The sequence below is a fragment of the Mangrovicoccus sp. HB161399 genome (genome assembly GCF_013184745.1).
In the GTDB taxonomy this organism is placed as follows: Bacteria; Pseudomonadota; Alphaproteobacteria; order Rhodobacterales; family Rhodobacteraceae; genus Mangrovicoccus.
The window spans coordinates 1-24,631 of record NZ_JAATVU010000049.1; the positions used below are offsets into that span (position 1 = coordinate 1).

At 68.3% G+C, this 24,631-nt stretch carries 27 protein-coding genes and 1 tRNA gene; 14 read left to right on the forward strand and 14 right to left on the reverse strand.

Features of this window, described 5'->3' with window-relative positions; genetic code table 11:
- A partial coding sequence (locus tag HCC78_RS22080; RefSeq protein WP_172330964.1) for a transposase occupies nucleotides 1-285 on the reverse strand: 285 nt, incomplete at its 3' end.
- Nucleotides 286-313: 28 nt separating this feature from the next.
- Between HCC78_RS22080 and HCC78_RS22085 the strand changes: the two genes are divergently transcribed.
- Nucleotides 314-637 (forward strand): tyrosine-type recombinase/integrase, encoded by a 324-nt coding sequence (locus HCC78_RS22085; RefSeq protein WP_172330965.1) that lies wholly within the window; start codon nucleotides 314-316, stop codon nucleotides 635-637.
- A gap of 84 nt (nucleotides 638-721) precedes the next feature.
- Here the strand turns inward: HCC78_RS22085 and HCC78_RS22090 are convergent.
- Nucleotides 722-806 (reverse strand) — tRNA-Leu (locus tag HCC78_RS22090).
- A 168-nt stretch (nucleotides 807-974) separates the two neighbouring features.
- Here HCC78_RS22090 and HCC78_RS22095 point away from each other — a divergent pair.
- A complete protein-coding gene (locus HCC78_RS22095) occupies nucleotides 975-1,181 on the forward strand; it encodes a hypothetical protein (protein ID WP_172330966.1) in 207 nt (68 codons plus the stop codon).
- Between the two features lie 9 nt (nucleotides 1,182-1,190).
- On the opposite strand, the gene HCC78_RS34940 is transcribed toward HCC78_RS22095, so the two are convergent.
- Together HCC78_RS34940 and HCC78_RS34945 are read right to left on the reverse strand one after the other, a co-directional pair.
- A complete protein-coding gene (locus HCC78_RS34940) occupies nucleotides 1,191-2,057 on the reverse strand; it encodes an NAD(P)H-hydrate dehydratase (protein ID WP_371743902.1) in 867 nt (288 codons plus the stop codon).
- Nucleotides 2,054-2,704 (reverse strand): NAD(P)H-hydrate epimerase, encoded by a 651-nt coding sequence (locus HCC78_RS34945; protein WP_371743903.1) that lies wholly within the window; start codon nucleotides 2,702-2,704, stop codon nucleotides 2,054-2,056. Before HCC78_RS34945 ends, HCC78_RS34940 begins: the two co-directional genes overlap by 4 nt.
- A 151-nt stretch (nucleotides 2,705-2,855) precedes the next feature.
- Here HCC78_RS34945 and HCC78_RS22105 point away from each other — a divergent pair, with 151 nt between their 5' ends.
- Complete coding sequence (locus HCC78_RS22105) at nucleotides 2,856-3,194, forward strand: P-II family nitrogen regulator (RefSeq protein ID WP_108258133.1); 339 nt, start codon at nucleotides 2,856-2,858, stop codon at nucleotides 3,192-3,194.
- Between the two features lie 48 nt (nucleotides 3,195-3,242).
- On the forward strand, nucleotides 3,243-4,649 hold the full coding sequence (glnA, locus tag HCC78_RS22110) for a type I glutamate--ammonia ligase (protein ID WP_172330967.1): 1,407 nt from the start codon (nucleotides 3,243-3,245) through the stop codon (nucleotides 4,647-4,649).
- A 72-nt stretch (nucleotides 4,650-4,721) separates the two neighbouring features.
- Here the strand turns inward: glnA and HCC78_RS22115 are convergent, their stop codons facing one another.
- The gene (locus HCC78_RS22115) at nucleotides 4,722-5,513 is read right to left on the reverse strand and encodes a DUF3445 domain-containing protein (RefSeq protein WP_371743904.1); all 792 of its coding nucleotides are present in this window, start codon (nucleotides 5,511-5,513) and stop codon (nucleotides 4,722-4,724) included.
- A gap of 1,602 nt (nucleotides 5,514-7,115) precedes the next feature.
- Here HCC78_RS22115 and HCC78_RS22120 point away from each other — a divergent pair.
- The 3 genes from HCC78_RS22120 (at nucleotide 7,116) to HCC78_RS22130 (ending at nucleotide 9,480) form a co-directional block, all read left to right on the forward strand.
- Nucleotides 7,116-8,330, forward strand: a complete 1,215-nt coding sequence (locus HCC78_RS22120; RefSeq protein ID WP_172330969.1) for a bifunctional alpha/beta hydrolase/OsmC family protein — start codon at nucleotides 7,116-7,118, stop codon at nucleotides 8,328-8,330.
- A gap of 102 nt (nucleotides 8,331-8,432) precedes the next feature.
- Nucleotides 8,433-8,855 (forward strand): hypothetical protein, encoded by a 423-nt coding sequence (locus tag HCC78_RS22125; protein ID WP_172330970.1) that lies wholly within the window; start codon nucleotides 8,433-8,435, stop codon nucleotides 8,853-8,855.
- The gene (locus tag HCC78_RS22130) at nucleotides 8,827-9,480 is read left to right on the forward strand and encodes a serine protease (protein WP_172330971.1); all 654 of its coding nucleotides are present in this window, start codon (nucleotides 8,827-8,829) and stop codon (nucleotides 9,478-9,480) included. Before HCC78_RS22125 ends, HCC78_RS22130 begins: the two co-directional genes overlap by 29 nt.
- A gap of 64 nt (nucleotides 9,481-9,544) precedes the next feature.
- On the opposite strand, the gene HCC78_RS22135 is transcribed toward HCC78_RS22130, so the two are convergent.
- The 5 genes from HCC78_RS22135 to HCC78_RS22155 all read right to left on the reverse strand — a co-directional run bounded on the left by HCC78_RS22135 (nucleotide 9,545) and on the right by HCC78_RS22155 (nucleotide 14,752).
- Nucleotides 9,545-10,054, reverse strand: coding sequence for a CarD family transcriptional regulator (locus HCC78_RS22135; protein WP_108258842.1), 510 nt, complete (start codon nucleotides 10,052-10,054; stop codon nucleotides 9,545-9,547).
- A gap of 347 nt (nucleotides 10,055-10,401) precedes the next feature.
- Nucleotides 10,402-10,740 (reverse strand): ferredoxin FdxA, encoded by a 339-nt coding sequence (gene fdxA / locus HCC78_RS22140; protein ID WP_172330972.1) that lies wholly within the window; start codon nucleotides 10,738-10,740, stop codon nucleotides 10,402-10,404.
- A gap of 46 nt (nucleotides 10,741-10,786) precedes the next feature.
- Nucleotides 10,787-11,152 carry an RNA-binding S4 domain-containing protein gene (locus tag HCC78_RS22145; RefSeq protein ID WP_172330973.1) on the reverse strand — a complete coding sequence of 122 codons (366 nt, stop codon included), beginning with the start codon at nucleotides 11,150-11,152 and terminating at the stop codon, nucleotides 10,787-10,789.
- Complete coding sequence (locus tag HCC78_RS22150) at nucleotides 11,152-14,172, reverse strand: helicase-related protein (protein ID WP_172330974.1); 3,021 nt, start codon at nucleotides 14,170-14,172, stop codon at nucleotides 11,152-11,154. The genes HCC78_RS22145 and HCC78_RS22150 overlap by 1 nt, the downstream gene beginning before the upstream one ends.
- 25 nt (nucleotides 14,173-14,197) lie before the next feature.
- Complete coding sequence (locus tag HCC78_RS22155) at nucleotides 14,198-14,752, reverse strand: tetratricopeptide repeat protein (RefSeq protein ID WP_172330975.1); 555 nt, start codon at nucleotides 14,750-14,752, stop codon at nucleotides 14,198-14,200.
- Between the two features lie 62 nt (nucleotides 14,753-14,814).
- On the opposite strand from HCC78_RS22155, the gene HCC78_RS22160 reads away from it, so the two are divergent.
- From HCC78_RS22160 to HCC78_RS22190, 7 genes are all read left to right on the forward strand, one after another.
- The gene (locus HCC78_RS22160) at nucleotides 14,815-15,102 is read left to right on the forward strand and encodes an SCP2 sterol-binding domain-containing protein (RefSeq protein ID WP_172330976.1); all 288 of its coding nucleotides are present in this window, start codon (nucleotides 14,815-14,817) and stop codon (nucleotides 15,100-15,102) included.
- A 17-nt stretch (nucleotides 15,103-15,119) separates the two neighbouring features.
- Entirely contained in the window at nucleotides 15,120-16,067 is a 948-nt protein-coding gene (locus HCC78_RS22165) for an alpha/beta fold hydrolase (protein WP_253949303.1), read from the forward strand.
- Between the two features lie 168 nt (nucleotides 16,068-16,235).
- Entirely contained in the window at nucleotides 16,236-16,940 is a 705-nt protein-coding gene (locus tag HCC78_RS22170) for a DUF1045 domain-containing protein (RefSeq protein ID WP_172330977.1), read from the forward strand.
- Nucleotides 16,941-17,103: 163 nt separating this feature from the next.
- The gene (locus HCC78_RS22175; protein ID WP_371743905.1) at nucleotides 17,104-17,898 is read left to right on the forward strand and encodes a UDP-2,3-diacylglucosamine diphosphatase; all 795 of its coding nucleotides are present in this window, start codon (nucleotides 17,104-17,106) and stop codon (nucleotides 17,896-17,898) included.
- Between the two features lie 20 nt (nucleotides 17,899-17,918).
- On the forward strand, nucleotides 17,919-19,148 hold the full coding sequence (locus HCC78_RS22180) for a DUF3419 family protein (protein ID WP_172330979.1): 1,230 nt from the start codon (nucleotides 17,919-17,921) through the stop codon (nucleotides 19,146-19,148).
- An 8-nt stretch (nucleotides 19,149-19,156) separates the two neighbouring features.
- Nucleotides 19,157-19,816 carry a class I SAM-dependent methyltransferase gene (locus HCC78_RS22185; protein WP_172330980.1) on the forward strand — a complete coding sequence of 220 codons (660 nt, stop codon included), beginning with the start codon at nucleotides 19,157-19,159 and terminating at the stop codon, nucleotides 19,814-19,816.
- Nucleotides 19,813-20,190, forward strand: coding sequence for a VOC family protein (locus tag HCC78_RS22190; protein ID WP_172330981.1), 378 nt, complete (start codon nucleotides 19,813-19,815; stop codon nucleotides 20,188-20,190). Before HCC78_RS22185 ends, HCC78_RS22190 begins: the two co-directional genes overlap by 4 nt.
- Nucleotides 20,191-20,200: 10 nt before the next feature.
- Here the strand turns inward: HCC78_RS22190 and ccoS are convergent, their stop codons facing one another.
- Genes ccoS through ccoG form a run of 4 tightly spaced genes read right to left on the reverse strand, consistent with a single transcriptional unit; the run spans nucleotide 20,201 to nucleotide 24,513 of the window.
- Nucleotides 20,201-20,362 carry a cbb3-type cytochrome oxidase assembly protein CcoS gene (gene ccoS / locus HCC78_RS22195; RefSeq protein ID WP_172330982.1) on the reverse strand — a complete coding sequence of 54 codons (162 nt, stop codon included), beginning with the start codon at nucleotides 20,360-20,362 and terminating at the stop codon, nucleotides 20,201-20,203.
- The gene (locus HCC78_RS22200; protein WP_172330983.1) at nucleotides 20,363-22,558 is read right to left on the reverse strand and encodes a heavy metal translocating P-type ATPase; all 2,196 of its coding nucleotides are present in this window, start codon (nucleotides 22,556-22,558) and stop codon (nucleotides 20,363-20,365) included.
- A gap of 3 nt (nucleotides 22,559-22,561) precedes the next feature.
- The gene (locus HCC78_RS22205) at nucleotides 22,562-23,023 is read right to left on the reverse strand and encodes a FixH family protein (RefSeq protein ID WP_216671261.1); all 462 of its coding nucleotides are present in this window, start codon (nucleotides 23,021-23,023) and stop codon (nucleotides 22,562-22,564) included.
- Entirely contained in the window at nucleotides 23,023-24,513 is a 1,491-nt protein-coding gene (gene ccoG / locus HCC78_RS22210) for a cytochrome c oxidase accessory protein CcoG (RefSeq protein WP_172330985.1), read from the reverse strand. Before ccoG ends, HCC78_RS22205 begins: the two co-directional genes overlap by 1 nt.
- Nucleotides 24,514-24,631: the final 118 nt, after the last annotated feature.

Sequence of the window (24,631 nt, forward strand, 5' to 3'; positions counted from 1 at the left end):
GGTCGCATCTATCATCACGGTCTTCTTCTCGTGGTCCTCGCCCGCCAGCCCGGCCAGCATCCGCGCGAAGATGCCCTTATCGCTCCACCGCTTCCAGCGATTGCAGAGCGTCTTGTGGGGGCCATGCTCTATCGGCGCATCCCTCCAGCGCAAGCCATTGCGATTGATAAAGATAATCCCGCTCAAGACACGCCGGTCGTCGACACGCGGCTTGCCGTGGGACTTCGGGAAAAAGGGCTCCAAGCGCGCCATCTGCGCGTCGCTCAGCCAGAAGAGATCAGACATGTCACCGCTCGTTTTCGAACGCTGAATCATGCCGTCCAGCCGAAATCAATGGGTCCTGAGCCTAGCGAAGAACCTGACCCAGCCATTCGGCAAGCGGCAGGTGCAGAAAGAGATCGAGACGATTCGGGAGGCTATCGGCGCCCGCGATGGCGATGACCGCCTCGTCCCGCACGGCTGGCGCTACACCGCCGCGCAGGAGCTTGCCGAAGCTGGATGCTCTGACTCCGACATCCAGGCCGTGACCGGCCACAGGTCGCTGGAGATGGTCCAGAAGTATCGGCGCCGCGCAGAGCAGAAGAAGGCATCTAAGCGCGCGCAGCTTGCACGGGAACAGAACGAGAACGAAACGTGAGAGTGGGAAACAGACTGGGAAACACCAGCGAAGCCGCGGACATGTTCTCGCATGAGAACATCACTTTCCATTTTGTTATCAATGTGGTGCGGGTGGAGGGACTTGAACCCCCACGCCTTGCGGCGCCAGAACCTAAATCTGGTGCGTCTACCAATTTCGCCACACCCGCGTACCGGGCCGTTTAGCAAAGCTCCCGCAGGGATGCGAGGGGTTTCTCGCGGCCAAATATGATCACCATCAGTGATCTCATGACCCATAAACATTCATTTCCATAATGCCACACCTTTCCCCATGTTCAGGCCATGCTTCAACCATGCCTCAACAAAGGAGATCGACCATGGCCCATGCTGCAAGCGCCCCCCTCCTGCCAGGCTCCGGACGGATGCTCCGGCCCGCCGCCGCGGGGCTCGCCCTCATCCTCGCCCTCGCGGCCCTGGCCCGCGCACCGCAGGAGACCGCCCCTGCGGCGGGAGACATCTGGCGCGGCAACAGCGCCAGCCTCGAACGGATCGGCGAGGCCCCCGCCACCGTGCCCGCGCGCTAAACCGCGCGGTCACAGCCCGATGAAGCGGAACACCTCGGGCAGCGCTTCGGGCAGGTCCTCGGCAATCAGCCCCGGACCGACCCGGAGCGCGGCCTCGGCGTGGAGCCAGGCGCCCAGCTGCGCCGATTCCATCGCCGAGAAGCCCCGCGCCAGCAGCCCGCAGATCAGCCCGGCCAGCACGTCGCCCGATCCCGCGGTTGCCAGCCATGGGGCCGCACGCTCGCCGGTGGCGGCATGCTCGGCACTGCCGCCGCCCGGATCGGCGATCCGCGTCACCGTGCCCTTGAGCAGGACCACCGCCTGCGCCCGCTGAACCGCACCGAAGAGCAGCCGCCGATGCGCCAGCGCCGTCTTGGCAGAGCGCATCTCCTGCGCCTCCGCCGGGAAGAGCCGGGCGAATTCCCCCATATGCGGCGTCAGAACCACCCGCCGGTGAAGCATCGAGAACAGCGTCTCGGGCGCCTCCGAGAAAGACGTCAGCGCATCGGCATCGAGCACGGCCGAGCGGCCCGAGGCCAGCACCGCCGCCACCAGCGCCCGCGTCCGCTCGCCGGTCCCCAGCCCCGGGCCGAGGCAGACCGCGCTGATCTTCGGATCCTTCAGAACCTCGCACAGCGCATCCGCATCCGCCACCGGGCGCAGCATCACCGCGTTGAGCTGGCAGGCATTCTCGATCAGCGCGGCAGGCGGCGGCGCCACCGTCACCAGCCCCGAGCCGACGCGCAGCGCCGCCCGCGCGGCAAGACGGGCCGCCCCGCCATGGCCCACGCCGCCCGCGAGGACGAGGGCATGGCCGTAATCGTACTTGTGCCGGTCGCCCCGCTTCGCGAGACGGGCCAGCAGCGCGGGGGAGACCCCCTCCGTGGACTTGTTCATAGCCCGATATCCACCACCTTCACCTCCCCGCACAAGTCCGGGCGGAGACCATGCACCGGCTTCCGGCAATGGAAGGTGACGGTCAGGTCGGCGGGCAGCACCGTCCCCAGCGCCGCGCCGCTGTCGGCATCGAGACCGGAGGGAAGATCGACTGCGACGCGCAGCGTTCCGGCGGCAGCCGCGTCCGCGGCGATCTCCTCGAGCTGCGCTCCGAGCTCGCCCGAGATGCCGCGGCTGAGGCCGATGCCGAAAAGCGCGTCGACCAGCACGTCGGCGGCGCCATCCTCCAGCGGGTCGGGCAACCGGGCGATGCCGCCGCGCGCCTCCCAGAGATGCCGGTTCGCCGCGGCATCCGGACCGGCAGCCTCGGGACGGCCCAGAGCCGCCACGCGCACCGTCCATCCGCGGCCGTGCAAGATGCGGGCGACGACATAGCCGTCGCCGCCGTTGTTGCCGGGACCGCAGAGCACCAGGACACGTCCGGGCTGCGGATGGCGGGCGAGAATCCCGGCCGCAACGCCCTGCCCGGCACGCTCCATCGCCTCGCGGCTGGAGATGCGTCCGCCAGCAAAAGCAGCCTCTTCGAGGTGCCGCATCGCCTCGGCGGACAGCACCTCCTGCGACCCTTTGGATTCGCGGCTTTTCATTTCGCCCATTTCGCTTGCGCTCTGCCCATTTTTCAGGCCTGTCTCTTCCCGCGATCCGCCATCCTGCTGCCGCCCGACCCTAGTCAATTGTGGTGGCAGTTTGAAAGTGATCTGTCCGATGCAACGCCAGACGATGCGAAGGAGTCGGTGAATGAAGAAGATTGAAGCGATCATCAAGCCGTTCAAGCTTGATGAAGTGAAGGAGGCGCTTCAGGAAAACGGTGTCCAAGGTCTGTCCGTCGTCGAGGTCAAGGGATTCGGACGTCAGAAGGGCCATACGGAACTCTATCGCGGCGCAGAATATGTAGTTGATTTCCTTCCCAAAGTAAAAGTCGAAGTTGTGCTCTCGGATGACATGGTCGAAACCGCGATCAACGTCATCATGGAAGCCGCGCGCACCAAGAAGATCGGCGACGGCAAGATCTTCGTCAGCCCTGTCGAGCAGGCCATTCGCATTCGTACCGGCGAAGACGGCGAAACCGCCCTCTGAGCCGGAAACCACTGGAACAACCGTTAAGAGAGAAGGGAAAACGGTCAAATGAGTAAAGAAGCCGTTCTCAAACTGATCGCGGACGAGGGCGTCGAGTACGTCGACATCCGCTTCACGGACCCGCGCGGCAAGCTGCAGCACGTCACCGTGCTGGCAGATCTGGTCGATGAGGACTTCCTGGACGAGGGCTTCATGTTCGACGGCTCCTCCATCGCCGGCTGGAAATCGATCGACCAGTCCGACATGAAGCTGATGCCCGACACCGAGTCCGTCTACATCGACCCGTTCTACGCCGAGAAGACCGCGTGCATCCATTGCTCGGTCGTCGAGCCCGACACCGGCGACGCGTATGACCGCGACCCGCGCGGCACCGCCGAGAAGGCGGAAGCCTACCTGATTTCCTCGGGCATCGGCGACGCGGCCTACATGGGTCCGGAAGCGGAATTCTTCCTGTTCGACGACGTCCGTTTCTCGGTCTCGATGAACAAGGTCTCCTTCCAGGTGGACGCGGTCGATGCGGCCTGGAACTCGGATACCGAGTACGAGATGGGCAACACCGGCATGCGCCCGGGCATCAAGGGCGGCTACTTCCCGGTCAACCCGATCGACGACGCCCAGGACATCCGCTCCGAGATGCTCTCGACCATGAAGCGCATGGGCATGAAGGTCGACAAGCACCATCACGAAGTGGCGTCCTGCCAGCACGAGCTGGGCCTGATCTTCGGCACGCTGACCAAGCAGGCCGACGAGATCCAGAAGTACAAGTACGTCGTGCAGAACGTTGCCCAGGCCTACGGCAAGTCGGCGACCTTCATGCCGAAGCCGATTTCCGGCGACAACGGCACCGGCATGCACGTCAACATGTCGATCTGGAAGGACGGCAAGCCGCTCTTCGCAGGCGACAAGTACGCTGACCTGTCGGACGAGGCGCTGTGGTTCATCGGCGGCATCCTGAAGCATGCCAAGACCCTGAACGCCTTCACCAACCCGACCACCAACTCCTACAAGCGCCTGATCCCGGGCTTCGAGGCACCGGTGCTGCGCGCCTACTCCGCTTCGAACCGTTCGGGCTGCGTGCGTATCCCGTGGGCGGAGTCGCCGAAGGCGAAGCGCGTCGAAGCCCGCTTCCCCGATCCGGCAGCGAACCCCTACCTGGCGTTCTCGGCACTCCTGATGGCCGGCCTCGACGGCATCAAGAACAAGATCGATCCGGGCGAAGCCTCCGACAAGGACCTCTACGACCTGGAGCCGGAAGAACTGGCAGGCATCCCGACCGTCTGTGCCTCGCTGCGCGAAGCCCTCGAGTCGCTGGAAGCCGATCACGAGTTCCTGCTGGCAGGCGACGTGTTCACCAAGGGCCAGATCGAAGGCTACCTGGCGCTCAAGTGGGACGAGGTCTATGCCTACGAGCATTGCCCGCACCCGATCGAGTACAAGATGTACTACGGCTGCTGATCCCTCGCGGAGATGCAGACCGGAAGGGGCGCCCTCGGGCGCCCCTTTTGCGTTCCGCCCTGCCCTGCGGGATCAGCCGTGAGCCTGCAGCGAGCTGCGCCAGGGCTCGGGCATGTCGGCAAGCCGCAGCACCAGCGTGTGGATCGAGAACACCACGCCGCGGCTGGCAGGCAGGCGGGTCAGCACCTGGCGTTCGGAGCGGACGTAGTCTCCGCCGGTCCGGCGCGGCCACTTGTCCTTTTCCGCCTGCGGCTGGAACAGGCGCGGATCCTGCGCGCGGTGCAGGTTGGCCCGCCAGATCGCCCGGCCGGGCTGCACCCCGTCCAAAAGACGCTGCACCCGCTTCGCCACGCCGTCGTCATAGGCATCGACCGGCTTGTGGATGCGCAGCATCGGGCGGCCGAGCTTCTCCGCCAGCGTCCAGTTCGCCGGAAAGCACAGCGCCGCGGCCGTCAGGACATGCTCCTGTGCGCCGTCGGGCCGCTGCATCAGGCACAGGTCCTCCTGGACCAGCCGCCCTGCTGTCGCCATCGGCGACTCCCGGTCGATCGCCACAACCCGCCCGTCCGGGCATTCCGCCTCCGCGGCGCCGACGCGGAAGCCAGGATGGGCCGCCACCGTCTCCAGCACGGTCTCCAGCAGCTCTGCAGCCGCCTCTTCCGCCCCCGGGCAGACACCAGTGACGAGACCGGGCGTTTCGCCGATCAGCCGCTCCCGCTCGGCCATCTGCGCGGCGTAATTCTCCAGCACCCAGAACCAGGGCGCATCGCCAAGGGGAGAGATGCCGGGAAGGCCGTTGGCCTTGGACCAGAGGGTTTCGGGATCGGCGGGAGCCGCGTTCAGGATCGGGGAGGCGAGGGTCACGGTCATTCCCGATCAGCAGCACGGGCCTTGGGCCCGGCCAAGCGGAATCCGCACCGAAAAAGGTCCTACCCCCACGCAATGCCTGCAAAACGGGCAGTCCCTCCGTTGCCGCCGCGTCCCCCGGCAATGCGCGCCCGATCCAACAAGGCTGCAAATGACCGCGAGCCCCCCGATCCCGGCGTCCACAATCACCGCAACGCCCGCGGGACGGCCGGGCCGCGGCGCGGCGCGGCGGCGATGGCCAGCCCGCCGGTCGCACCGAGGCCGTCAATGCTGCCACCGGCGAGATTTCCGCCAGCGGGCGGCGTGGCATGCCGGACACGGCAAGGTTCCGGAGCGCTCCCCACCGGATGCCCCGGACCGGGCAGCAAGATCGCGTTCCTGCCCGCCATGGCCGCAGCACGCGAGGCCGACGGAAGTGATCAAGGCGCCCCCCGTTCCGGAGGGCGCGCCGTCGCGCCGACATTCCGGCCGAGACCGATCCTTCCGGCATGCTCATTTCCGGCCGGGCCCGCGGACTGCCCCGGCACATGCCATTGCCGCCGGAGGCACAGCCGGACCCGCCCATCCTCGGTGCGCAGTGCCCAACGGAGGATTGGGCCTGATCTGCAGATCGCTTGGCCGCGGTCCCGCCGATGGGTAGGCGCTGCCCGGCGAGACCGCAGTTCGCGCCCACCCCGCACGCCATCTCCGCCGGCTTCCCCGAAAGCGGACGCTGCCGCCCAATGCTGGCATCAGCAAAGATCCGGTGGCGGCAACTGGCGCCTGCCCGCGTATCACCACACCGGCCCGGCGAGCGGGAAGGACCGAAAATCGGCAATGGCGAGCTCGCCATCGGCGGCTTCGCCACCTGCGCGCCGGACGGCTCGAAGACGAAGGGCCCGCGGGTTTTCGGGTTCGTCCCGGATCGGCGGCATCGCCCGCCAGCGGCACGGCTCCATCGACGCCGCCACGCCGGACGCCGCCGGGTCCACGACCGCAGAGACGAGACTGATCCCGGCATTGCCTCCACAGGCTCCTCAGACCGCCATTGCCGCTTCACTCGCCCGCACGGCAAAGGTGACGGCGAACCTGTCCCTGCCTTCTCCGCGGTCACCCGGCCAACGATCATGCCGTTGCCTTGTCCGCACCGGAATCGGGGGCGCCCACGCCAGCCCCCGGCCACGGCATCGAGCAAGCGCTTCTGGCCAGCAGCCGCAGTCCAGCGTGGCATCCGGCACCGGCCCCGGAGATTCCTCCGCCTGCATCCCGGAGTCAGCGGACAGAACGACGCCCGGCCCGCCATTTGTTTGCCCACCGGCCACCGCCCATGGCGCGAAACCGGCGCGGCGCAATCCTTTCCGGCCCGGCAGGCCTCCGCGCCTGTCCCCGGCATGGGCGGCGGCGGGCAAGAGGCGGCCAGGACGGCCGGCAGGCGCAGGATCATGGGCGGCTCCGCTTTCAACTGCGCCCGCGCCGGCGGCATCGCGTAACGTCCGCGTGTCAGTGCGCTCCGCAGGTCTCACTGGCGCGTGTCATTGGTTGCAGCGGGGTTGAGTTTGCCGCAGGGGGGCGGCATTTCTTGGAGACCCCCGCCCCGAGCAGCCAGCAGGAGTCGCGCCGATGGTGCCCGAACGATTCAGCTTTCCCGGCCATGACGGCGCAGAGCTGGCAGCCCGGCTTGACCTGCCCGACGGCCCGCGCCTGGCCACCGCGCTCTTCGCCCATTGCTTCACCTGCGGCAAGGACATCGTCGGCGCCCGCCGGATCGCGGCGCGGCTGGCGGCGATGGGCATTGCGGTGCTGCGCTTCGACTTCACCGGGCTGGGCCATTCCGCCGGCGAGTTCGAGAACACGACCTTCACCACGAATGTCGAGGACGTGGTGGCCGCGGCACGCGCGCTGGAGGCACGCGGCATGGCGCCCGACCTGCTGATCGGCCATTCGCTGGGCGGCGCGGCGGTGCTGCGCGCGGCCGCCGAGATCCCCTCGGCGCGGGCGGTGGTGACGATCGGCGCGCCGTTCGACCCTGCCATGGTGACCCGCAACTTCGCCGGGGCCCTGCCCGACATCGCGGCGGCAGGTGCGGCGGAGGTCGAACTCGGCGGCCGGCCGGTGCGGATCGGCAAGGCCTTCGTCGAGGATGTCTCGGAAGCGCAGCTTGCCCCCGCGATCCGCGATCTCGACAAGGCGCTGCTGGTGCTTCACGCGCCGCGCGACGAGGTGGTGGGCATCGACAATGCCACCCGGATCTTCCGCGCCGCGCGCCACCCGAAGAGCTTCGTGACGCTGGCCGATGCCGACCACCTTCTGACCCAGCCCGAGGATGCCGAGTATGCCGCCGAGGTGATCGCCGCCTGGGCCGGGACCAAGGTGCGGCTGCGGCCGCCCGCCCCGCCGATCGGCGCGCCCGAGGGCATCGTCCGCGTCGCCGAGGCCGATGCCGGCGGCTTCCTGCAGGACGTCACCAGCGGCCCGTTCCACCACGCGCTGGCGGACGAGCCGATGGCCTATGGCGGCACCAACAAGGGCATGTCGCCCTACGGCTTCCTCGCTGCCGGGCTGGGCGCCTGCACCTCGATGACGATCCGCATGTATGCCCGCCGCAAGGGCTGGCCGCTAGACCATGTCTCGGTCGACGTCACCCATGACAAGGTCCACGCCCAGGACTGCACGCCGGAGATCGCCTCCAAGATCGACCAGTTCAAGCGGACCATCCGGCTGGAGGGCGCGCTGAGCGAAGCGCAGCGGCAGAAGCTGATCGAGATCGCCGACCGCTGCCCGGTGCACCGCACGCTGGAGGCCAGCTCGCGCATCCTGACGGCGCTGGCCGAGTGACGCCGGGTTGCGCGCATTGCCCTTCTGGACCTCCGCCCCCCTTCTGCGCTAGGCCGGGCCCAGCCCATCGTGACCAGTATCCTGCCGGAGCCCCTTGATCCCATGTCCAGCAAGCAGACCGAAACCCTGTCCCTCCTGGGCAAGGAGCTGGGCCAGTTCCTCCTGATCTGCGCGCTCGCCTTCGGGCTGATGCGGCTGACCGAGCATTACTGGACCGACGTGCTGAAGATGCTGGCCGGCAGCGCAGGCATCATGGCCGCGATGCTGCTGGTCAAGCGCACCCTCGCCATGACCGTCACCGGCCTCGCCGCGGGCGTCCTTGGCCCGACCTTCGCCATGCATGCCGTCAATGCCGGCGCGCTGACCTTCGCCGCGCCGCACCTGGAGGGCATCCCTGCCTGGCTCTTCCCGGTCTGGGGCGCCGGCGGCATCTTCGTGGGCAGCCTCTACGAATTCCTGCGCGTGCTGATCGCCCAGGCCGAAACCCTGCGCGCCCATGACCGCAGCCGCGACGAAGAGGACTAGCCTCGCCGCGCTACTGCTCTGCGCCGCCGGGCTGGCCCATGGCGAACCCGCCATGCTGCCGCCCGGGGCGCATGCCGCATGGCAGGCGATCGGCCGGCTCAACCGGACGGGCTACCGCAATCTCGCCATGTGCACCGCGACCCTGGTCGCGCCGCAGACCGTCCTTACGGCCGCGCATTGCGTGCAGCAGGCCGACGGCACGATGATCCCTCCCGAACGGCTGCGCTTCGTGGCCGGCTGGCTGCGGGGCAGCTATGCCGCACTCGGCGAGGTCGCCTCGGTCGCGCTGCCCCGCGCCGGCGGACAGCGCGCCGTCGCCACGGATACCGCGGTGCTGACGCTGGCCGCGCCGATGTCCGGGGTCGCGCCGCTGGACACCGCGCCGCCCGAGCCGGGACGGCCGGTGCGCATCCTCGGCTACCGCTGGGACCGGCCGCACGCGCTCAGCGATGCCGGAAGCTGCGCCTTCCGCCCGCTCGGCCAGGGCGTGCTGCGGCTGACCTGCGAGGCGACCTTCGGCAATTCCGGCGGACCGGTGCTGCAGGAGACCGCCGGGGGCTGGCGGGTGGTGGCAGTGGTCTCGGCAATCGACGCCGGCGGCACGCTGGCCGCCCCCCTGCCCTGAGCCGAAAAGCGACAGGGCCGCACCTCGCGGCACGGCCCTGTCATGAAATCTTATGTCAGGAAGATCAGGCGGCGCGGCCGACCAGAACTTCGCCGACGGTCTTTTGGGCGGAGCCCTCGTCGGTGCCGGAGACGGCAGCGACTTCGCGGGTCAGGCGCTCCAGCGCAGCTTCGTACAGCTGGCGCTCGGAATAGGACTGCTCGCGCTGGTCGTCGGCGCGGTGCAGGTCGCGCACGACTTCGGCGATCGAGATCAGGTCGCCCGAATTGATCTTCTGCTCGTATTCCTGGGCGCGACGAGACCACATGGCCCGCTTGACCTTGGCCTTCCCGCGCAGCGTGTCCATCGCCTTGGTCACGACATCGGGGCTGGAGAGCGAACGCATGCCGACCTCGGCCGCCTTGGCCGTGGGGACGCGCAGAGTCATCTTGTCCTTTTCAAAAGAGATCACGAACAGTTCCAGCGTGATGCCGGCAATGTCCTGTTCCTCGATCGATACGATCTGCCCCACTCCATGGGCCGGGTAGACAACGTAGTCGTTCGGGCGGAATTCAGACATCTTCGCTTTGCTCATCGCGGTATAATCCTCGGCTTTCCCCAGCAATCCCGGCCCCATGATCCCTTTCCGGCACAAAAACACTCGCCGCAACCGGGACTCACAGGGCAAAAAAACGACCGCACGGATGTGCAGGCCGCTTGAGACGGGACTCGTTTGTGACGGGGTGTATAGCAAAAAATGGGCAGGAAAAAAAGTCCCAGCACCCGCATAGCCGCCATGTCACGTGAAAAGTGACGTGGCCGGACACGATCTGCCGGTTATCTTGGCCATTCGGCCGGGCCCGCGGACAAGCCGCGATGCCCTTTCCCTCTTAGAACGCTTCTTCCGGGTGAACCAGAGCGAATCTGCCGCGTCGGCGATTCTCAGCTGCCGGCGCCCGGAGCTTCGGAGAAGTACTTCTCCATCTTGCCGTCCTCGCCGTCATGCTTGGCGGCATCCGGCATCGGGTCCTTCTTCTCGACGATGACCGGCCAGAGCTCGCTGTACTTGCGGTTGAACTCGACCCATTGCTCCATGCCCGGCTCGGTGTCGGGACGGATCGCGTCGGCGGGGCATTCAGGCTCGCAGACGCCGCAGTCGATGCATTCGTCGGGATGGATGACCAGCGTGTTCTCGCCCTCGTAGAAGCAATCCACGGGGCAGACTTCGACGCAGTCGGTGTACTTGCAAGCGATACAGTTTTCGGTGACGACGTAGGTCATGGACTCTCTCGATTGATCAGGTCGGTCCTTAAGGCCTTGGTCCCGGTCATTCAAGCGCGGAACGTTTGAGCGACCGCGCCTGTTCCCGCTCGCGGCGGCTGGGCGCCGCCCCGGCCGCGGGGGCCGAGACATCTCGCGGCTGGTCCGGGGTGAGATCCTCGTAGAGCGCCTGCGCCTCCGGAGCCGGCCCGCGGCGGGTGCCGATGGCCGCCACCTTGATCACCCGGATGCGGCTGCCCTGCGGAAAGGTCAGCGTGTCGCCGGGCTTCACCACCTGCGAGGATTTCTTCACATGCGCGCCGTTCAGGCGCAGATGCCCCGAGGACGCCACCTCTGCGGCCAGTCCCCGGGTCTTGAAGAAACGCGCCTGCCAGAGCCACTTGTCGACCCTAAGCCGCGCGTCCTCGGACATCAGCGCTTGTCCTTCAGCCCCATCAGAGCGGCGGCGAAGGGATTGTCCGGATCGATGGCCTTTTCCTTGCGCTGCGGCTTGGCGGAATAGACCTTGGCGCCCTGCTCCTTGCGGGGGCCGTCCTTGTTCCAGTCGCGCTTGCCGCCGCCGGGCTTGCCCTTGCCGCGGGGCTTGCCGCCCTCGCCGCGCGGCTTGCCGTCGCGCTTGCCGCCTTCGCCGCCATTCGCCCCGGCATTGCCGCCCTGGCCGCGGAAGTTCTTGCGCCCGCCCGGACGGTCGCCGCCGCGGCGGCGCGGAGCCCAGGCAAAGGTGTAGAAGACTTCCGTCACGGTCTCGCCGGCCGCTTCGGGCTCGGCCGCGGGCTCCGCATCGGTGGAGACGATCTGCTCCTCTGCCGCCGGTTCCGCACCTGCGTCCTCGGCAGTGGGCTCGACGGACAGCGTGTCCGCCTCGGGCGCGACATCGCCTTCGGGGCCGGTGGCCTCGGCAGCTTCCTCGGCCAGCATCGGGCCTTCGGAGATCTCGGCGGGCGCGACCATTTCCTCGGCCGCAGCCGGATCGGCCAGCGCGTCGCCTCCCTCGGGCGCGGCCACGGCCACGACCTCTTCGGCTTCGGGCGCCGCGGCCTCGGCGGGTGCCGCCTTGACCTTCTGGCGCTCGCCGCGCTCGGCCTTGTAGCCCAGCCCCTGCATCAGGTCGGCGAACTGCTCCAGTGTCATGCCGGTGATCGACAGCATGTCGGGCGTCGCCTCGAAGCCGCCGCGCGTGTCCTGCGCGCGCAGCAGGTCGGCCAGGCGCTCCAGCATGTCGATGCGGATCGAGCGCACGCCGGCCGGACGGTAGCCCGCCATCGCGTGATAGCCTTCCGGCACATGCTCGTCGGTCGGCACGGTGACCAGGCCGGGCGGCGGCGCGGAGGGGAATTCGTCGAGATTGCTCTCGAGCGACCACAGCACCAGCCGCAGCCGGGTCGGAGCCGGCTTCAGCAGGAGCGGCATGAAGATGGTGAACTGGCCGAAGCGCACGCCGTGCTTGCGCAGCTGGCCGCGGGTCTCCTGGTCGAGAGCCTTGACCTCCTGGGCGATGGCATCGCGCGGGATGATCCCCTGGCCTTCCATCATCCGGAATGCGAAGCCGCGCGCGGCCGGGCTCAGCGCCTCGTCGCGGGACATTGCCAGCAGCGGCTCGAAGGCCGCGTTGACCTTGCGGTCGATGAAGTGCTGCAGGCGGCGCTGGACCTTCTGCGCCACGTCATGCCCCGCCTCTTCGTCGACGAAGGCCTTCACCTGCGGCTTCAGCGTCTCGGTGCCCGCGGTCAGCTTGCCGACGGCATGTTCGCCCCACATCAGGCCGCCCTGGTCGGTGAAGTCGAGCTCGGTATCCGGCGCGTTGTAGAAGCGGTCGGCGCGCAGGTGGAATTCCGGTGCCAGTGCAGCTACCGCGGCCTGGCGCAGGGTCTTGCCCTCGTCCGCCGTTGCGGCCTTGTCCTGGCTGAAGCGGAATCCTTCCAGCCGTCCGACGAACTGACCTTCGACCGTCACTTCGCCCTTGTCATTCACCTCAGCCACAAGGCTCTCCTTTTCTTTCAACCGCCGCAGAAGCACGCTGGTGCGCCGGTCAACAAATCTCTGGGTCAAACGCGCGTGAAGCGCATCCGACAGGCGGTCTTCTACAGAACGAGTCACCTCGCGCCAATGGCTTTCGTCATCCAGCCAGCCCTGGCGCTGCGCCACGTAGGTCCAGGTGCGAATATAGGACAGTCTCTTGGACAGTGCATCGATATCGCCCTCGGTCCGGTCGATGCGGCGGACTTGCGCCGCCATCCAATCCTGGCTGATTCGCCCCTGATCGTGCAGGAATTCGTAGATCCGCTCCAGCAGCGCCGCATGCTCGGTCTCGGAGATGCCGCGGAAATCCGGAATCCGGCAGACATCCCACAGCAGCCGGATCGACTTCGCGTTGTTGGCACGGTTGCGCACTTCGACCGACGAGGCGAGCGATTTCAGCGCCAGAACGTCGTCGGCATCGCGCGCCCGCGTCAGCCACTCGTCATGGGTGTGCTCCTCGAGCGAGGCGATCAGCCCGCCGAGATTGGCGAAGTTCAGCCGCGAATTGCGCCATTGCAGCTTGGTGACCGGCGCGAAGCGGTTGTCGACGATGGCCTGCGCCAGATCCTCGTGCAGCGGCCGCGCCTCGCCGGTGACGCCGAAGGTGCCGTCCTCGGTATGCCGTCCCGCCCGGCCGGCGATCTGCGCCAGCTCGTTGGGCTGCAAAGGCCGCATCCGGCGGCCGTCGAACTTGTGGGTCGAGGAGAAGGCGACATGCCGGATGTCGAGGTTCAGCCCCATGCCGATCGCATCGGTCGCGACGAGATAGTCGACGTCGCCGTTCTGGTACATCTCGACCTGCGCGTTGCGGGTGCGCGGGGACAGCGCTCCCATCACCACGGCCGCCCCGCCCTTCAGGCGGCGGATCACCTCGGCGATGGAGTAGACCGAATCCACCGAGAATCCGACGATGGCAGACCGCGCCGGCATCCGGCTGATCTTCTTCGATCCGGTATGGGACAGCTCCGAGAAGCGCTCGCGGCTCTGGAAGGTCGCCTCGGGCACCAGCGCGGCAATGGCGCCGCGCATCGTCGAGGCGCCGAGGAACAGCGTCTCCTGGAAGCCGCGCGAGCGCAGCAACCGGTCGGTGAAGACATGGCCGCGCTCGGGATCGGCGCAGAGCTGGATCTCGTCGATCGCGACGAAATCGGCGCCGAGGCCTTCCGGCATCGCCTCGACCGTGCAGACCCAGTACTGGGTCCGCTCGGGCACGATCCGTTCCTCGCCGGTCACCAGCGCCACGACCGAGGGGCCGCGCTTCTCGACGATGCGGTCATAGACTTCCCGGGCCAGGAGCCGCAGGGGGAGGCCGATGACCCCGGTGCGATAGGAGAGCATCCGCTCGATCGCGTAATGGGTCTTGCCCGTGTTCGTTGGGCCCAGAACTGCCTGGACCCGTCCGCGCGCCGTCATTGGCCTTTTCCTTGAAAAGGGCGGGTCAGATTTCCTGCTCGCCCAGTTCCCTTTTGATCCGCTCGATGGCCTCTTCTACGGATGGCTGGTGCGGATGTATAGCCAGTGCGGCATCGTAGACTTCCAGCGCCCGGCCGGGATGGCCCAGTTCCTCCAGGATCATGCCGAAGCCCGAGAGCGCCCCGAAATGCCGCGGGTTGAGCGCAAGCGTCCGCTCGATATCCGCCACGGCCAGCCCCAGCTTGCCCTCCTGGTAGAAGGCGGTGGCCCGCGCGTTCCAGCCCTCGGCGAATTCCGGCGCATGGTCGGTCAGGGCGGTGAGATGGTCGATGGCGGCATCGAGGTCGCCCGCCTCCATCGCCTCGCGGCCGCGCTGCAACAGAAGATCCATCGCCGCCGAGCCCGATTTGGACCATTCCTGCCAGATCTCGGATTCGACGCCCTGCCAATTCTCGGTCCCGGGATCCTGCAGCTCGGCGAAGAGATCGTCGATGTGGTCCGCCGCCGCCGCCAGAGGCGACGCAACGGAACAGGCCAGGGCGAGGAAAACCGGTTTCAAAAGCGGCGCAGGTCTGATCATACTTCGACCATAGCGGCTCGGCGCCGTTTTGCCATACCCATCGTGACGAGGAAGGGCCCGATATGAGCAATGTGATCGACGCGGCCGTCGAGGCCCTGCGGGCCAAGCTGGGCGACGGTTTCGACGGCTCGGCAAAGTTCCACATCGTCGGCGAGGGCAGCATCGTCGCAGACGGCGCGGGCGTGCGCGAAAGCGACGACGACACCGACGTGACCCTCTCGGCCGACCGCGAGACCTTCGAGGCGATGCTGGACGGCGCGCTCGACCCGTCCAGCGCCTTCATGTCCGGCCGGCTGAAGATCGACGGAGACATGGGCGCCGCCATGAAGCTCGGCGCGGCCCTGTCCTGATGCGGGACGGAGGGGGCATGGCCGGAACCGGCATGGCACCCTTCTTCGCCGAGGACAGCGGCGCCCCCGAGGGGACGCATGCGGTCTGGCGGCGGACCCCGGACGGCGTGCGGATCCGCATCGCCGAATTCGGCCGCGGCCCCAAGGGCACGATCCTGTGCTTCCCCGGCCGGACCGAATATGTCGAGAAATACGGCCCCACCGCCCGCGACTTCCTTGCGGCGGACTACGGCTTCGCCGCGATCGACTGGCGCGGCCAGGGATTGGCGGACCGGCTGCTGCCCGATCCGCGGCTCGGCCATGTCGACCGCTTCTCCGACTACCAGCAGGACGTCGCGGCCTATCTCGCCCATGCCGGCGAGGCCGACCTGCCGAAACCCTGGTTCCTCCTGTCGCATTCCATGGGCGGGGCGATCGCGCTGCAGGCGCTGGAAGCCGGGCTGGAGGTGCGCGCCGCCGCCTTCTCCGCGCCGATGTGGCAGGTGGCGATGGCCGCGGTGCTGCGGCCGGCCGCGCGGATCATTCCCGCCCTCGCCGAACCGCTGGGCCTGTGGCGCGCGGTGGTGCCGGGCACGACCCGGAAATCCTACATTCTCGGCGCCGATCCGGCGGACAACCTGCTGACCAGCGATCCCGCGACCTTCCGCTGGTTCCGCGGCCACCTGCAGCGCCATCCCGAACTCGCCCTGGCAGGGCCGACCCTGCGCTGGTTTGCCGAGGCGCTGAAGGCCTGCGAGGCCATCAACCGCACCGCGCTGCCGCGGCTGCCGGTCCGGGTCTTCGTCGGCAGCCGCGAGCGCATCGTCTCGTCCGACCGGATCCGGCGCATGGCCGCGCGCTGGCCCTCGGCCGCGCTGACCGAACTGGGCGGCGCGGAGCACGAGGTGCTGATGGAGCGGCCCGAGCTGCGCAGCAGGGTGATTTCGGAAACAGTTGCGCTGTTTGACGCGCATTGCGGCATCTGAGCGATTGTGATGCCCGGGGCGCGCACCTACCTTTTCCCGGTGGGCATGTCAGCCAGAAACCGCAGCCAGCTGTCCGCCCCGATGTCTGCCGCAGGTCCGGACCGGCCGTGGCCGCCCCGTCCCGCGCATCTCCGCGGCGGCGTAGATTACCGAGTGACGAGGACAAAGATGAGCGACTTCCTTCGCTATGCCGTGTATTACCTGCCGCCCGAGGGCGCGCTGGCGGAGTTCGGTGCCGCCTGGCTGGGCTGGGATCCCGTCCGCGGCTGCAGCACCGAACCGCCCGCCGGGGTCGACCCCGGGATCGACCGTGCCGCGCTAACCGCCACGCCGCGCAAATACGGCTTCCACGCCACGATCAAGCCGCCCTTCCGCCTCGCAGAGGGCCGCAGCGCGGCCGAGCTTTCGATCGCCTTCCGCGATTTCTGCGCGCGCCAGCAGCCGCTGGACCTGTCCGGCCTGTCGCTGGCCAGCCTGGGCGGCTTCCTCGCCCTCGTCCCCGACGGCGACATCCGGGCGCTGTCGACCCTGGCCGGCGCCGCAGTGCGCGATCTCGACAGCTTCCGCGCCCCCGCCTCGGAAGCCGAGCAGGCCCGCCGCCGCAGCGGCGGCCTGAGCCCGGCACAGGAAGGGAACCTGGCGCGCTGGGGCTATCCCTACGTGATGGACGAGTTCCGCTTCCACATGACGCTGACCGGCCGGATCCGCGACGCGGCGCGGCAGGCGGAAATCCGCGCGGCGCTGGAGCCGGCGCTGGAGCCGCTGTTGCCCTCGCCCTTCCGGCTTGACACCCTGTGCCTTGCCGGTGCCGACGAGGAGGACCGGTTCCACCTGATCGAGCGGATCCGCCTGAGCGGACGCCCGGAGAGCTGAGGAGGCCCATGCCCCGCAGAGACGACAGCGCTGCCGGCCGGCGGCAGCTTGCCGCTCCCCCTGTCCTGTCATTCACCTGTCACGGAAAAGGTGTCTAGGGACGGCCAAGATGACCTGTGCCGCCCCCCTCCCCGGCTTGCCCGCCCGCTGCCGAACGCTGTTCGTGTCCGACATCCATCTGGGCACGCGCGGCTGCCAGGCCGAGATGTTCCTCGACTTCCTGCGCCATGTGCAGGCCGAGCAGATCTACCTGGTCGGCGACATCTTCGACGGCTGGCGGCTGCGCCGCGGCTGGCACTGGCCGCAGGCCCATAACAACGTGATCGAGGCGCTTCTCGCCCGCGCCCACCAGGGCGTGCCGATCATCTACATCCCGGGCAACCATGACGAAGTGATGCGGCGTTATCTCGGCACGCATTTCGGCGGCATCGACGTGCGCGACGAGGACACCCATGTCACCGCCGACGGCCGCCGCCTGCTGGTCGTCCACGGCGACAAGTACGACGTGGTGGTGATGAACGCCAAGTGGCTGGCCCATATCGGCGACTGGGCCTACAACCTCATCCTGCTGGCCAATACCTGGTACAACCGCGTCCGCCGCCTCTGGGGCGGGCAGTACTGGTCGCTGTCCAACTGGGCCAAGCAGACCGTAAAGCGCGCGGTGAACTTCATCGGCGAATTCGAGAAGGTTCTGGCCGACGAGGCCCGCCGCGGCGGGTTCGACGGCATCGTCTGCGGCCATATCCACAAGGCGGAGCTCTCCCGGCTCGGGGAAGTGCTCTACGCGAACTGCGGCGACTGGGTGGAAAGCTGCACGGGAATCATCGAGGATCACGACGGCAGCCTGCGCCTGGTCGACTGGGCAGGCGCCGTGCGCGAGCGCGCCCGCGAGGAGCGGGACGAGCAGCGCAAGGGCAAGAAGAAGAAGAAATCCAAGAAGGCAAAGCTCGCCTCCTGAGGCGGCACCGGGGCATCGACATGACAGATCAGAGCATCGCGCGCCAGCAGCTCGGCGGCGCCGTCCACCAGAAACCGGCGCTTTCGGCCACCGGCGCGCTGGAGCGGGTCTTCTCCAACCTCTTCACCGGGCTGGTCTATGCCCAGATCTGGGAGGACCCGGTCGTCGACATGGCGGCGCTGCAGCTCCGGCCCTCCGACCGGCTGGTCTGCATCGCCTCGGGCGGCTGCAACATGATGAGCTATCTCTCCGCCGGGCTGGCGGGCGTCACCGCTGTCGATCTCAGCCCGGCGCATGTCGCGCTGAACCGGCTGAAGCTCGCGGCGGTCCAGGCCCTGCCCAGCCACGCCACGTTCTACGATTTCTTCGGCCATGCCGACCGCAAGGGAAATGCCGCGCTCTACGACCAGTTCGTCGCGCCCGCGCTCGACGCGGAAAGCCGCGCCTTCTGGGAGGCCCGCCAGGGCCGGATGCGCCGCCGCATCGAGATGTTCGAGAACGGCTTCTACCGCTACGGCGTGCTCGGCCGCTTCATCGCCGCCGCGCATCTGGTCGCCGGGCTCGGCAAGGTCGATTTCCGCCCGCTTCTGGCCGCGCGGACGCTGGAGGAGCAGCGCGACTTCTTCGAGGCCGAGGTAGCACCCTTGTTCGAGACCCGCGGCGTCCGCTTCCTGGCGCGGCGCAAGGCCTCGCTCTTCGGGCTCGGCATCCCGCCCGCGCAGTTCGACAAGCTCGCGGCCGACGGCGGCGGCGACATCGTCCCGGTGCTGCGCGAGCGCACCCGCAAGCTGATGTGCGATTTCCCGATCTCCGAGAACTACTTCGCCTGGGCCGCCTTCAACCGCGGCTACAAGCCGGACGGAACCGGCCCGGTCCCGCCCTACCTGGCGGCGGAGAACTGGGAGGCAGTGCGCGCTGCCGCGCCGCGCGCCGAGGTGGCGAACCGCAACCTGACCGACATGCTGGCGGAAAAGCCCGATGCCAGCCAGGACGCCTATGTGCTGCTCGATGCGCAGGACTGGATGACCGACGGACAGCTCGATGCGCTCTGGAGCCAGATCACCCGCACCGCCCGGCCCGGGGCGCGCGTGATCTTCCGCACCGGCGGCGCCCCCGATATCCTGCCCGGCCGCGTGGACCCTGCGACCCTCGGACGCTGGGTCTCGATCCCCGAGGAGGGCCACCTATTCTGGCAGAAGGACCGGTCCGCCATCTACGGCGGCTTCCACAAGTACACGTTCCAGGGATAGGGCGCGGCATGCAGGCTGATCACGATCATGGCGACCTGATGGACCGGGTCTACCGGCACCAGGCAGCGATCTACGACCTGACGCGGAAATACTACCTGCTGGGCCGCGACCGGCTGATCGACGAGCTGGACGTGGAAGGCGACGGCACGGTGCTGGAGATCGCCTGCGGCACCGGGCGCAACCTGATCCGCATCGGCAACCGCTACCGCGACGCCCAGCTCTTCGGCGTCGACATCTCCCACAAGATGCTGCGCCAGGCCTCGAAGAACAGCGCCCGCTCGGCGATGCGCTGGCGGATCAAGCTGGCCAAGGCGGATGCCTGCAGCTTCGATCCCGGGATGACGCTCGGCCAGGCGCAGTTCGACCGGATCGTGTTCAGCTACTGCCTGTCGATGATCCCCGACTGGCAGGGCGCGCTGGCGCATGCCGTGCCGATGCTGGCGCCGGGCGGACGGATCCACATGGTCGATTTCGGCCTGCAGAGCGGCCTGCCCCGCTGGTTCGGCAAGGGCATGCACCTGTGGCTGTCGAAATTCCATGTCGCCCCGCGCGCGGGCATGGCGGAGGCGTTCGAGCGCCTCGCCGCGGAGCACGGGCTCGAGACAGACGTCCGGCCGCTCTACCGCGACTACGCGGTGATCGGCACGCTCGCGCGCCCGGCGGCATGATCAGGTCGCTCGACCATCTGGTGCTGACCACCGCGGACGAGGCGGCCTGCATAGAGTTCTATACCCGCGTTCTGGGCATGGCGCTGGAAACCTTCGGCGCGGGGCGCCGCGCCTTCCGCTTCGGCGACCAGAAGATCAACCTGCATGTGAAGGACCGGGAATTCGATCCCAAGGCGCGGATCCCGCAGCCCGGCGCGCTCGACCTGTGCTTCCTGGCGGATTGCCCGCTCGAGGAGGTGATGCGCCGCCTCGGCGATGCCGGCGCCGCAATCGAGGAAGGCCCGGTGATGCGCACCGGCGCGACCGGACCGATCCGCTCGGTCTACCTGCGCGATCCCGACGGCAACCTGATCGAGATCTCGGAACCCGCCTGAGCCGCGCGGCTCAGTCCTGCTTGGGCTTGTCGTCGTACTCGCCCGAGAGGATGCGGCGGGCATCGCCCTCGGGGTCCTCGTACTGGTTCGCCCGCAGCGACCACAGGAAGGCGATCAGGCCCACGCCGCCGAGAAGCAGCGAAGCCGGGATCAGGATAGCCAGGATTTCCATCTATCTCACTCTCAATGCATTCAGCGAGACCGTGATCGAACTCGCCGACATGGCCGCGGCCGCGATCAGCGGCGAGCAGAGCCCGGCCACCGCCAGCGGCACGGCCAGGACGTTGTAGACCGTCGCGATGCGGAAGTTTTCCCGGATGCGGCGCACCGCCCTGCGCGCCGTCGCCCGCGCCTCGGGGATCGCCGACAGGTCGGCATGGAGCAGAACCATGTCGGAGGCGACCCGCGCCGCTTCCAGCGCCGAGGCCGGCGAGAGCGAGGCATGCGCCGAGGCCAGCGCCGCCGTGTCGTTCAGCCCGTCCCCGGCCATCAGCACCTTGGCGCCTTTCGCGGCCAGATCCTGCACGTAGCCCGCCTTCTCGGCCGGCAGGATTCCCGCGCGCCATTCGGAAATGCCCAGCTCCTCGGCCAGCGCGCGCACCGCCGGTTCCGCATCGCCCGAGAGCAGGTGCACCTGAAGCCCCTGCGCCTTCAGCCCCTCGACCGCCTCGCGTGCCCCCGGCCGCAGCCGGTCGCGGAAGCGGATCGCCACCGGCGACCCGTCGCCCAGGCGCAGCCAGGTGGCCGTGCCCTGCACCGCCGCGCCCGTGCCGCCGACCCAGTCGAGCCGACCCATACGCAGCAGCGCGCCGTCCGCGCGGCCCTCTATGCCGTAGCCCGGCACTTCGCGCAGCTCCGCCACGCCGGCCGCATCGATGTCCCCGGCAGCCCGCAGGACCGCCTGCGCCAGCGGATGGGCAGAGCCGGCGGCGATCCCTGCCGCCAGCCGCTGCCATTCCGGCGCCAGAGCGGCGAAATCGACCGCTTCGGGCTGGCCGAGGGTCAGCGTGCCGGTCTTGTCGAAGACCGCCGTGTCGGTCTCTGCCAACCGCTCCAGCGCGGTCGCGTCCTTGATTAGCAGCCCGCGGCGGAACAGCCGCCCAGAGGCCGCCGTGGTCACCGCCGGCACGGCGAGGCCGAGCGCGCAGGGACAGGTGATGATCAGCACCGCCGCCGCGATGTTCAGCGCCACGCGCAGGTCGCCGGTGCCTGCGAACCAGCCGAGGAAGGCCAGCGCGGACAGGATGTGCACGCCGGGCGCGTAGAGCTTCGCCGCCTTGTCGGCCAGCGAGGAATATTGCGACCGGCCGCTTTCGGCGATCGCCACCAGGTCGGTCAGCGCATGCAGCGAGGTATCCGCCCCCACGGCGGTCGCGCGCAGCAGCAGCGGCCCGGTCAGGTTCACCTCACCCGCCGAAACCGCCATGCCGGGCCGCGCCTGCACCGGCAGGGTCTCGCCGGTCAGCAGCGCGCGGTCGAGCTCCGACATGCCCTCGGTCACCTCGCCGTCCACCGGGATGCGGCCGCCCGGGCGGACCCGGATCAGATCGCCCGCGACCAGCTCGGCTTGCGGAACGGTTTCCTCGATGCCGCCCCGGATGCGGGTGGCGCGGGCCACTTCAAGCGCGGCCAGCTCCTCGGCGGCGGAGCGCGCGACGGCACGCGTCCGGTGGTCGAGATAGCGCCCGGCCAGCAGGAAGAAGCAGAGCATCAGCGTCGCGTCGAAATAGGCATGCGCCCCGGACTGGATGGTCTCGTAGAGCGACGTGACGATGGTCAGCACGATGGCAAGCGTGATCGGCACGTCCATGTTGAGCGCGCCCCGGCGCAGCGCGGCGAAGGCGTTGCGGTAGAAGGGCTGGCCGGCGAAGGCGACGGTCGGCAGGGCGATGAAGGCGCTGATCCAGTGGAACATGTCGCGGGTCGCGCCCTCTGCCCCGGCCCAGACCGAGACCGACAGCAGCATCACGTTCATCGCCGCGAAGCCCGCCACGCCCAGGCGCATCAGCAGCTCGCGCCCGGCGCGGTCGGTCTGGGTCGCGGCCAGCGTTCCGGCATCGAGCTCGTGCGCCTCGAAGCCCGCGGCCTCCAGCGCCGAGACCAGCGCCTCGGGCGTCACCCCCGCCCCGGCCGTGACCGAGGCGCGCTTCAGCGTCATGTTGACCCGCGCCTCGCGCACGCCCTCGACGCCGCGCAGCGCGCGCTCGGCCGCCAGCATCGCATCGGCATCGGCGATCCCGGGCACCGACAGCATCAGCTTCTCCGACCGCGCCGCGCGGATCTGCGCGACGGTTTCGGCCGGATCGGTGGCGACGCAGGCCGGGCAGGCAACGGCGCCGGGCAGCTCGGAAGTGTCCGCCAGCGCCATGGCTCAGCCTTGCCCGTTCCGGATCGGGAACGGGATGCGGCGGCTGAATTCCGTGCCGTCCGCGGCCACCGCCTTCAGCCGGATGTTCCAGTTGCCGTCCGGAAGGTCCAGCGGCGTCGCATAGACCGCGCCGTTGCGGGTGAATTCCGGGGTCACGTCGTCCCGGGTCGAGGTCGCCCAGCCGACCAGCGCGGCCATCGAGGAAATCTCCGCGGGACCGCCATCCGGCCCGGTGATCTCGATTTCCAGCACCTTGTCGGCATAGCGGGCATCCACGGTCCATCCCAGCGCCAGCTGCGCCGACTTGTGGACGTCGAATTCCTGGCTTGCCTGGTAGCTGCTGGCGGTCTCGATCCCCGGGAAGGTCGCCACCGCCTGCCAGGCCATGACCACGTTCACCGCGATGACGATCCCGAAGGAGGCCACCGCGATCATCAGAACCTTGAAGCCGGTCAGTTCGCCCATCACTTCGTCCCCTTGCCGTTGAACACGGTATCCTTCTCGGTCGCTTCCTTGCTCACCGTGTCCTCGACATGGATCCACAGGTCGGTCCGGTTCGCGGCCGCCGCCTCGGAGCCCGGCGCCGCCATGATATAGACCCGCTGCAGCATCGTCGAATCCGCTGGCACCATCACCGTCTGGGTGTCGGAACCTTCGAGATCGACGGCGAAGGGCTCGTCCGATTCCACCGTGATCAGGTAGGGCCGGTCCTCGCCGTGCTTGTTGCGCAGCCGCACGTCATAGGTGTTGCGGATCGTGCCGTCCGAAAGGGTGATGTAGACCGGGTTGCGGATCGGCGCGACGGTGACCGATATGTCCTCGCGCATGAAGAGCGCGGCCACCAGGCCGACGCCGACCCCGCCCCAGAGCACGGTATAGAGGATCGTGCGCGGCCGCAGGACATGCTTGAGCACCGGGATCGGGGTCTTGCCCGACTTCTCGTGCTCCTCGTCGGTCAGCGCCATGTAGTCGATCAGCCCGCGCGGCTTGCCGATCTTGTCCATGATCTCGTTGCAGGCGTCGATGCACAGGCCGCAGGTTATGCATTCCAGCTGCTGGCCGTCGCGGATGTCGATCCCCATCGGACAGACGTTCACGCAGGCGTTGCAGTCGATGCAGTCGCCCAGGGAGGGCGCGTCCTTCGGCGCCTCGCGCTGGCTGATCGCATCGGCGGTGCGGGTCGTCTCGGCCACCTCGACATGCTTGCGGCGGTGCTTGCCGCGCGGTTCGCCCCGCCAGGAGCGGTAGGCGATGGTGATCGTGTCCTCGTCCATCATCGCCGCCTGGATGCGCGGCCAGGGGCACATGTAGATGCAGACCTGTTCGCGCATGAAGCCGCCGAAGATGAAGGTCGTGGCCGTCAGCAGCCCGACGGTCGTGTAGGCCACGAGCGGCGCCTGGAAGGTCACGAGGTCATGCAGCAGCGTCGGCGCATCGGCGAAATAGAACACCCAGGCACCGCCGGTGGCGACGGCGATGGCGAACCAGACCGCCCATTTGGTGATCCTGAGCCGCGCCTTGTGCGCGTCCCATTTCTGCCGCAGCAGGCGGATGCGGTTGTTGCGGTCGCCCTCGATCCAGCGCTCCACCAGGATGAAGAGATCGACCCAGACGGTCTGGGGGCAGGTATAGCCGCACCAGACCCGGCCCAGGGCCGAGGTGAACAGGAAGAGGCCGAGACCGGCCATGATCAAGAGGCCCGCGACGAAGTAGAATTCATGCGGCCAGATCTCGATCCAGAAGAAGAAGAAGCGGCGGTTGGCGAGATCGATCAGCACCGCCTGGTCGGGCAGCTTGGCGCCGCGGTCCCAGCGGATCCAGGGCGTCACGTAGTAGATGCCCAGCGTGACGATCATGATGATCCATTTGAGCCGGCGGTAGTTCCCCGAGATGCGCTTGGGGAAGATCGGCTCGCGGCTGGCATAAAGGGAGGGGGGCTGCTCGCTCGCGCTCATGACATATTCCGATTCGACTGCACTTGTCTTATTCGTGTATCTGCCATGCGCGATTGGCTAGGGACTTGACGTGGATCAATCATAGCCTAATCGTCGCAAATCCCTCGATTCCGAACAA

Bases quoted from the DNA above. Each gene is read 5' to 3' on its own strand.
- HCC78_RS22085 (WP_172330965.1), top strand. From the start codon at position 314: ATGCCGTCCAGCCGAAATCAATGGGTCCTGAGCCTAGCGAAGAACCTG.
- HCC78_RS22095 (WP_172330966.1), top strand. From the start codon at position 975: ATGGCCCATGCTGCAAGCGCCCCCCTCCTGCCAGGCTCCGGACGGATG.
- HCC78_RS34940 (WP_371743902.1), bottom strand. From the start codon at position 2,057: ATGAACAAGTCCACGGAGGGGGTCTCCCCCGCGCTGCTGGCCCGTCTC.
- HCC78_RS34945 (WP_371743903.1), bottom strand. From the start codon at position 2,704: ATGAAAAGCCGCGAATCCAAAGGGTCGCAGGAGGTGCTGTCCGCCGAG.
- HCC78_RS22105 (WP_108258133.1), top strand. From the start codon at position 2,856: ATGAAGAAGATTGAAGCGATCATCAAGCCGTTCAAGCTTGATGAAGTG.
- glnA (WP_172330967.1), top strand. From the start codon at position 3,243: ATGAGTAAAGAAGCCGTTCTCAAACTGATCGCGGACGAGGGCGTCGAG.
- HCC78_RS22120 (WP_172330969.1), top strand. From the start codon at position 7,116: ATGGTGCCCGAACGATTCAGCTTTCCCGGCCATGACGGCGCAGAGCTG.
- HCC78_RS22125 (WP_172330970.1), top strand. From the start codon at position 8,433: ATGTCCAGCAAGCAGACCGAAACCCTGTCCCTCCTGGGCAAGGAGCTG.
- HCC78_RS22130 (WP_172330971.1), top strand. From the start codon at position 8,827: ATGACCGCAGCCGCGACGAAGAGGACTAGCCTCGCCGCGCTACTGCTC.
- HCC78_RS22135 (WP_108258842.1), bottom strand. From the start codon at position 10,054: ATGAGCAAAGCGAAGATGTCTGAATTCCGCCCGAACGACTACGTTGTC.
- fdxA (WP_172330972.1), bottom strand. From the start codon at position 10,740: ATGACCTACGTCGTCACCGAAAACTGTATCGCTTGCAAGTACACCGAC.
- HCC78_RS22145 (WP_172330973.1), bottom strand. From the start codon at position 11,152: ATGTCCGAGGACGCGCGGCTTAGGGTCGACAAGTGGCTCTGGCAGGCG.
- HCC78_RS22150 (WP_172330974.1), bottom strand. From the start codon at position 14,172: ATGACGGCGCGCGGACGGGTCCAGGCAGTTCTGGGCCCAACGAACACG.
- HCC78_RS22155 (WP_172330975.1), bottom strand. From the start codon at position 14,752: ATGATCAGACCTGCGCCGCTTTTGAAACCGGTTTTCCTCGCCCTGGCC.
- HCC78_RS22160 (WP_172330976.1), top strand. From the start codon at position 14,815: ATGAGCAATGTGATCGACGCGGCCGTCGAGGCCCTGCGGGCCAAGCTG.
- HCC78_RS22165 (WP_253949303.1), top strand. From the start codon at position 15,120: ATGGCCGGAACCGGCATGGCACCCTTCTTCGCCGAGGACAGCGGCGCC.
- HCC78_RS22170 (WP_172330977.1), top strand. From the start codon at position 16,236: ATGAGCGACTTCCTTCGCTATGCCGTGTATTACCTGCCGCCCGAGGGC.
- HCC78_RS22180 (WP_172330979.1), top strand. From the start codon at position 17,919: ATGACAGATCAGAGCATCGCGCGCCAGCAGCTCGGCGGCGCCGTCCAC.
- HCC78_RS22185 (WP_172330980.1), top strand. From the start codon at position 19,157: ATGCAGGCTGATCACGATCATGGCGACCTGATGGACCGGGTCTACCGG.
- HCC78_RS22190 (WP_172330981.1), top strand. From the start codon at position 19,813: ATGATCAGGTCGCTCGACCATCTGGTGCTGACCACCGCGGACGAGGCG.
- ccoS (WP_172330982.1), bottom strand. From the start codon at position 20,362: ATGGAAATCCTGGCTATCCTGATCCCGGCTTCGCTGCTTCTCGGCGGC.
- HCC78_RS22200 (WP_172330983.1), bottom strand. From the start codon at position 22,558: ATGGCGCTGGCGGACACTTCCGAGCTGCCCGGCGCCGTTGCCTGCCCG.
- HCC78_RS22205 (WP_216671261.1), bottom strand. From the start codon at position 23,023: ATGGGCGAACTGACCGGCTTCAAGGTTCTGATGATCGCGGTGGCCTCC.
- ccoG (WP_172330985.1), bottom strand. From the start codon at position 24,513: ATGAGCGCGAGCGAGCAGCCCCCCTCCCTTTATGCCAGCCGCGAGCCG.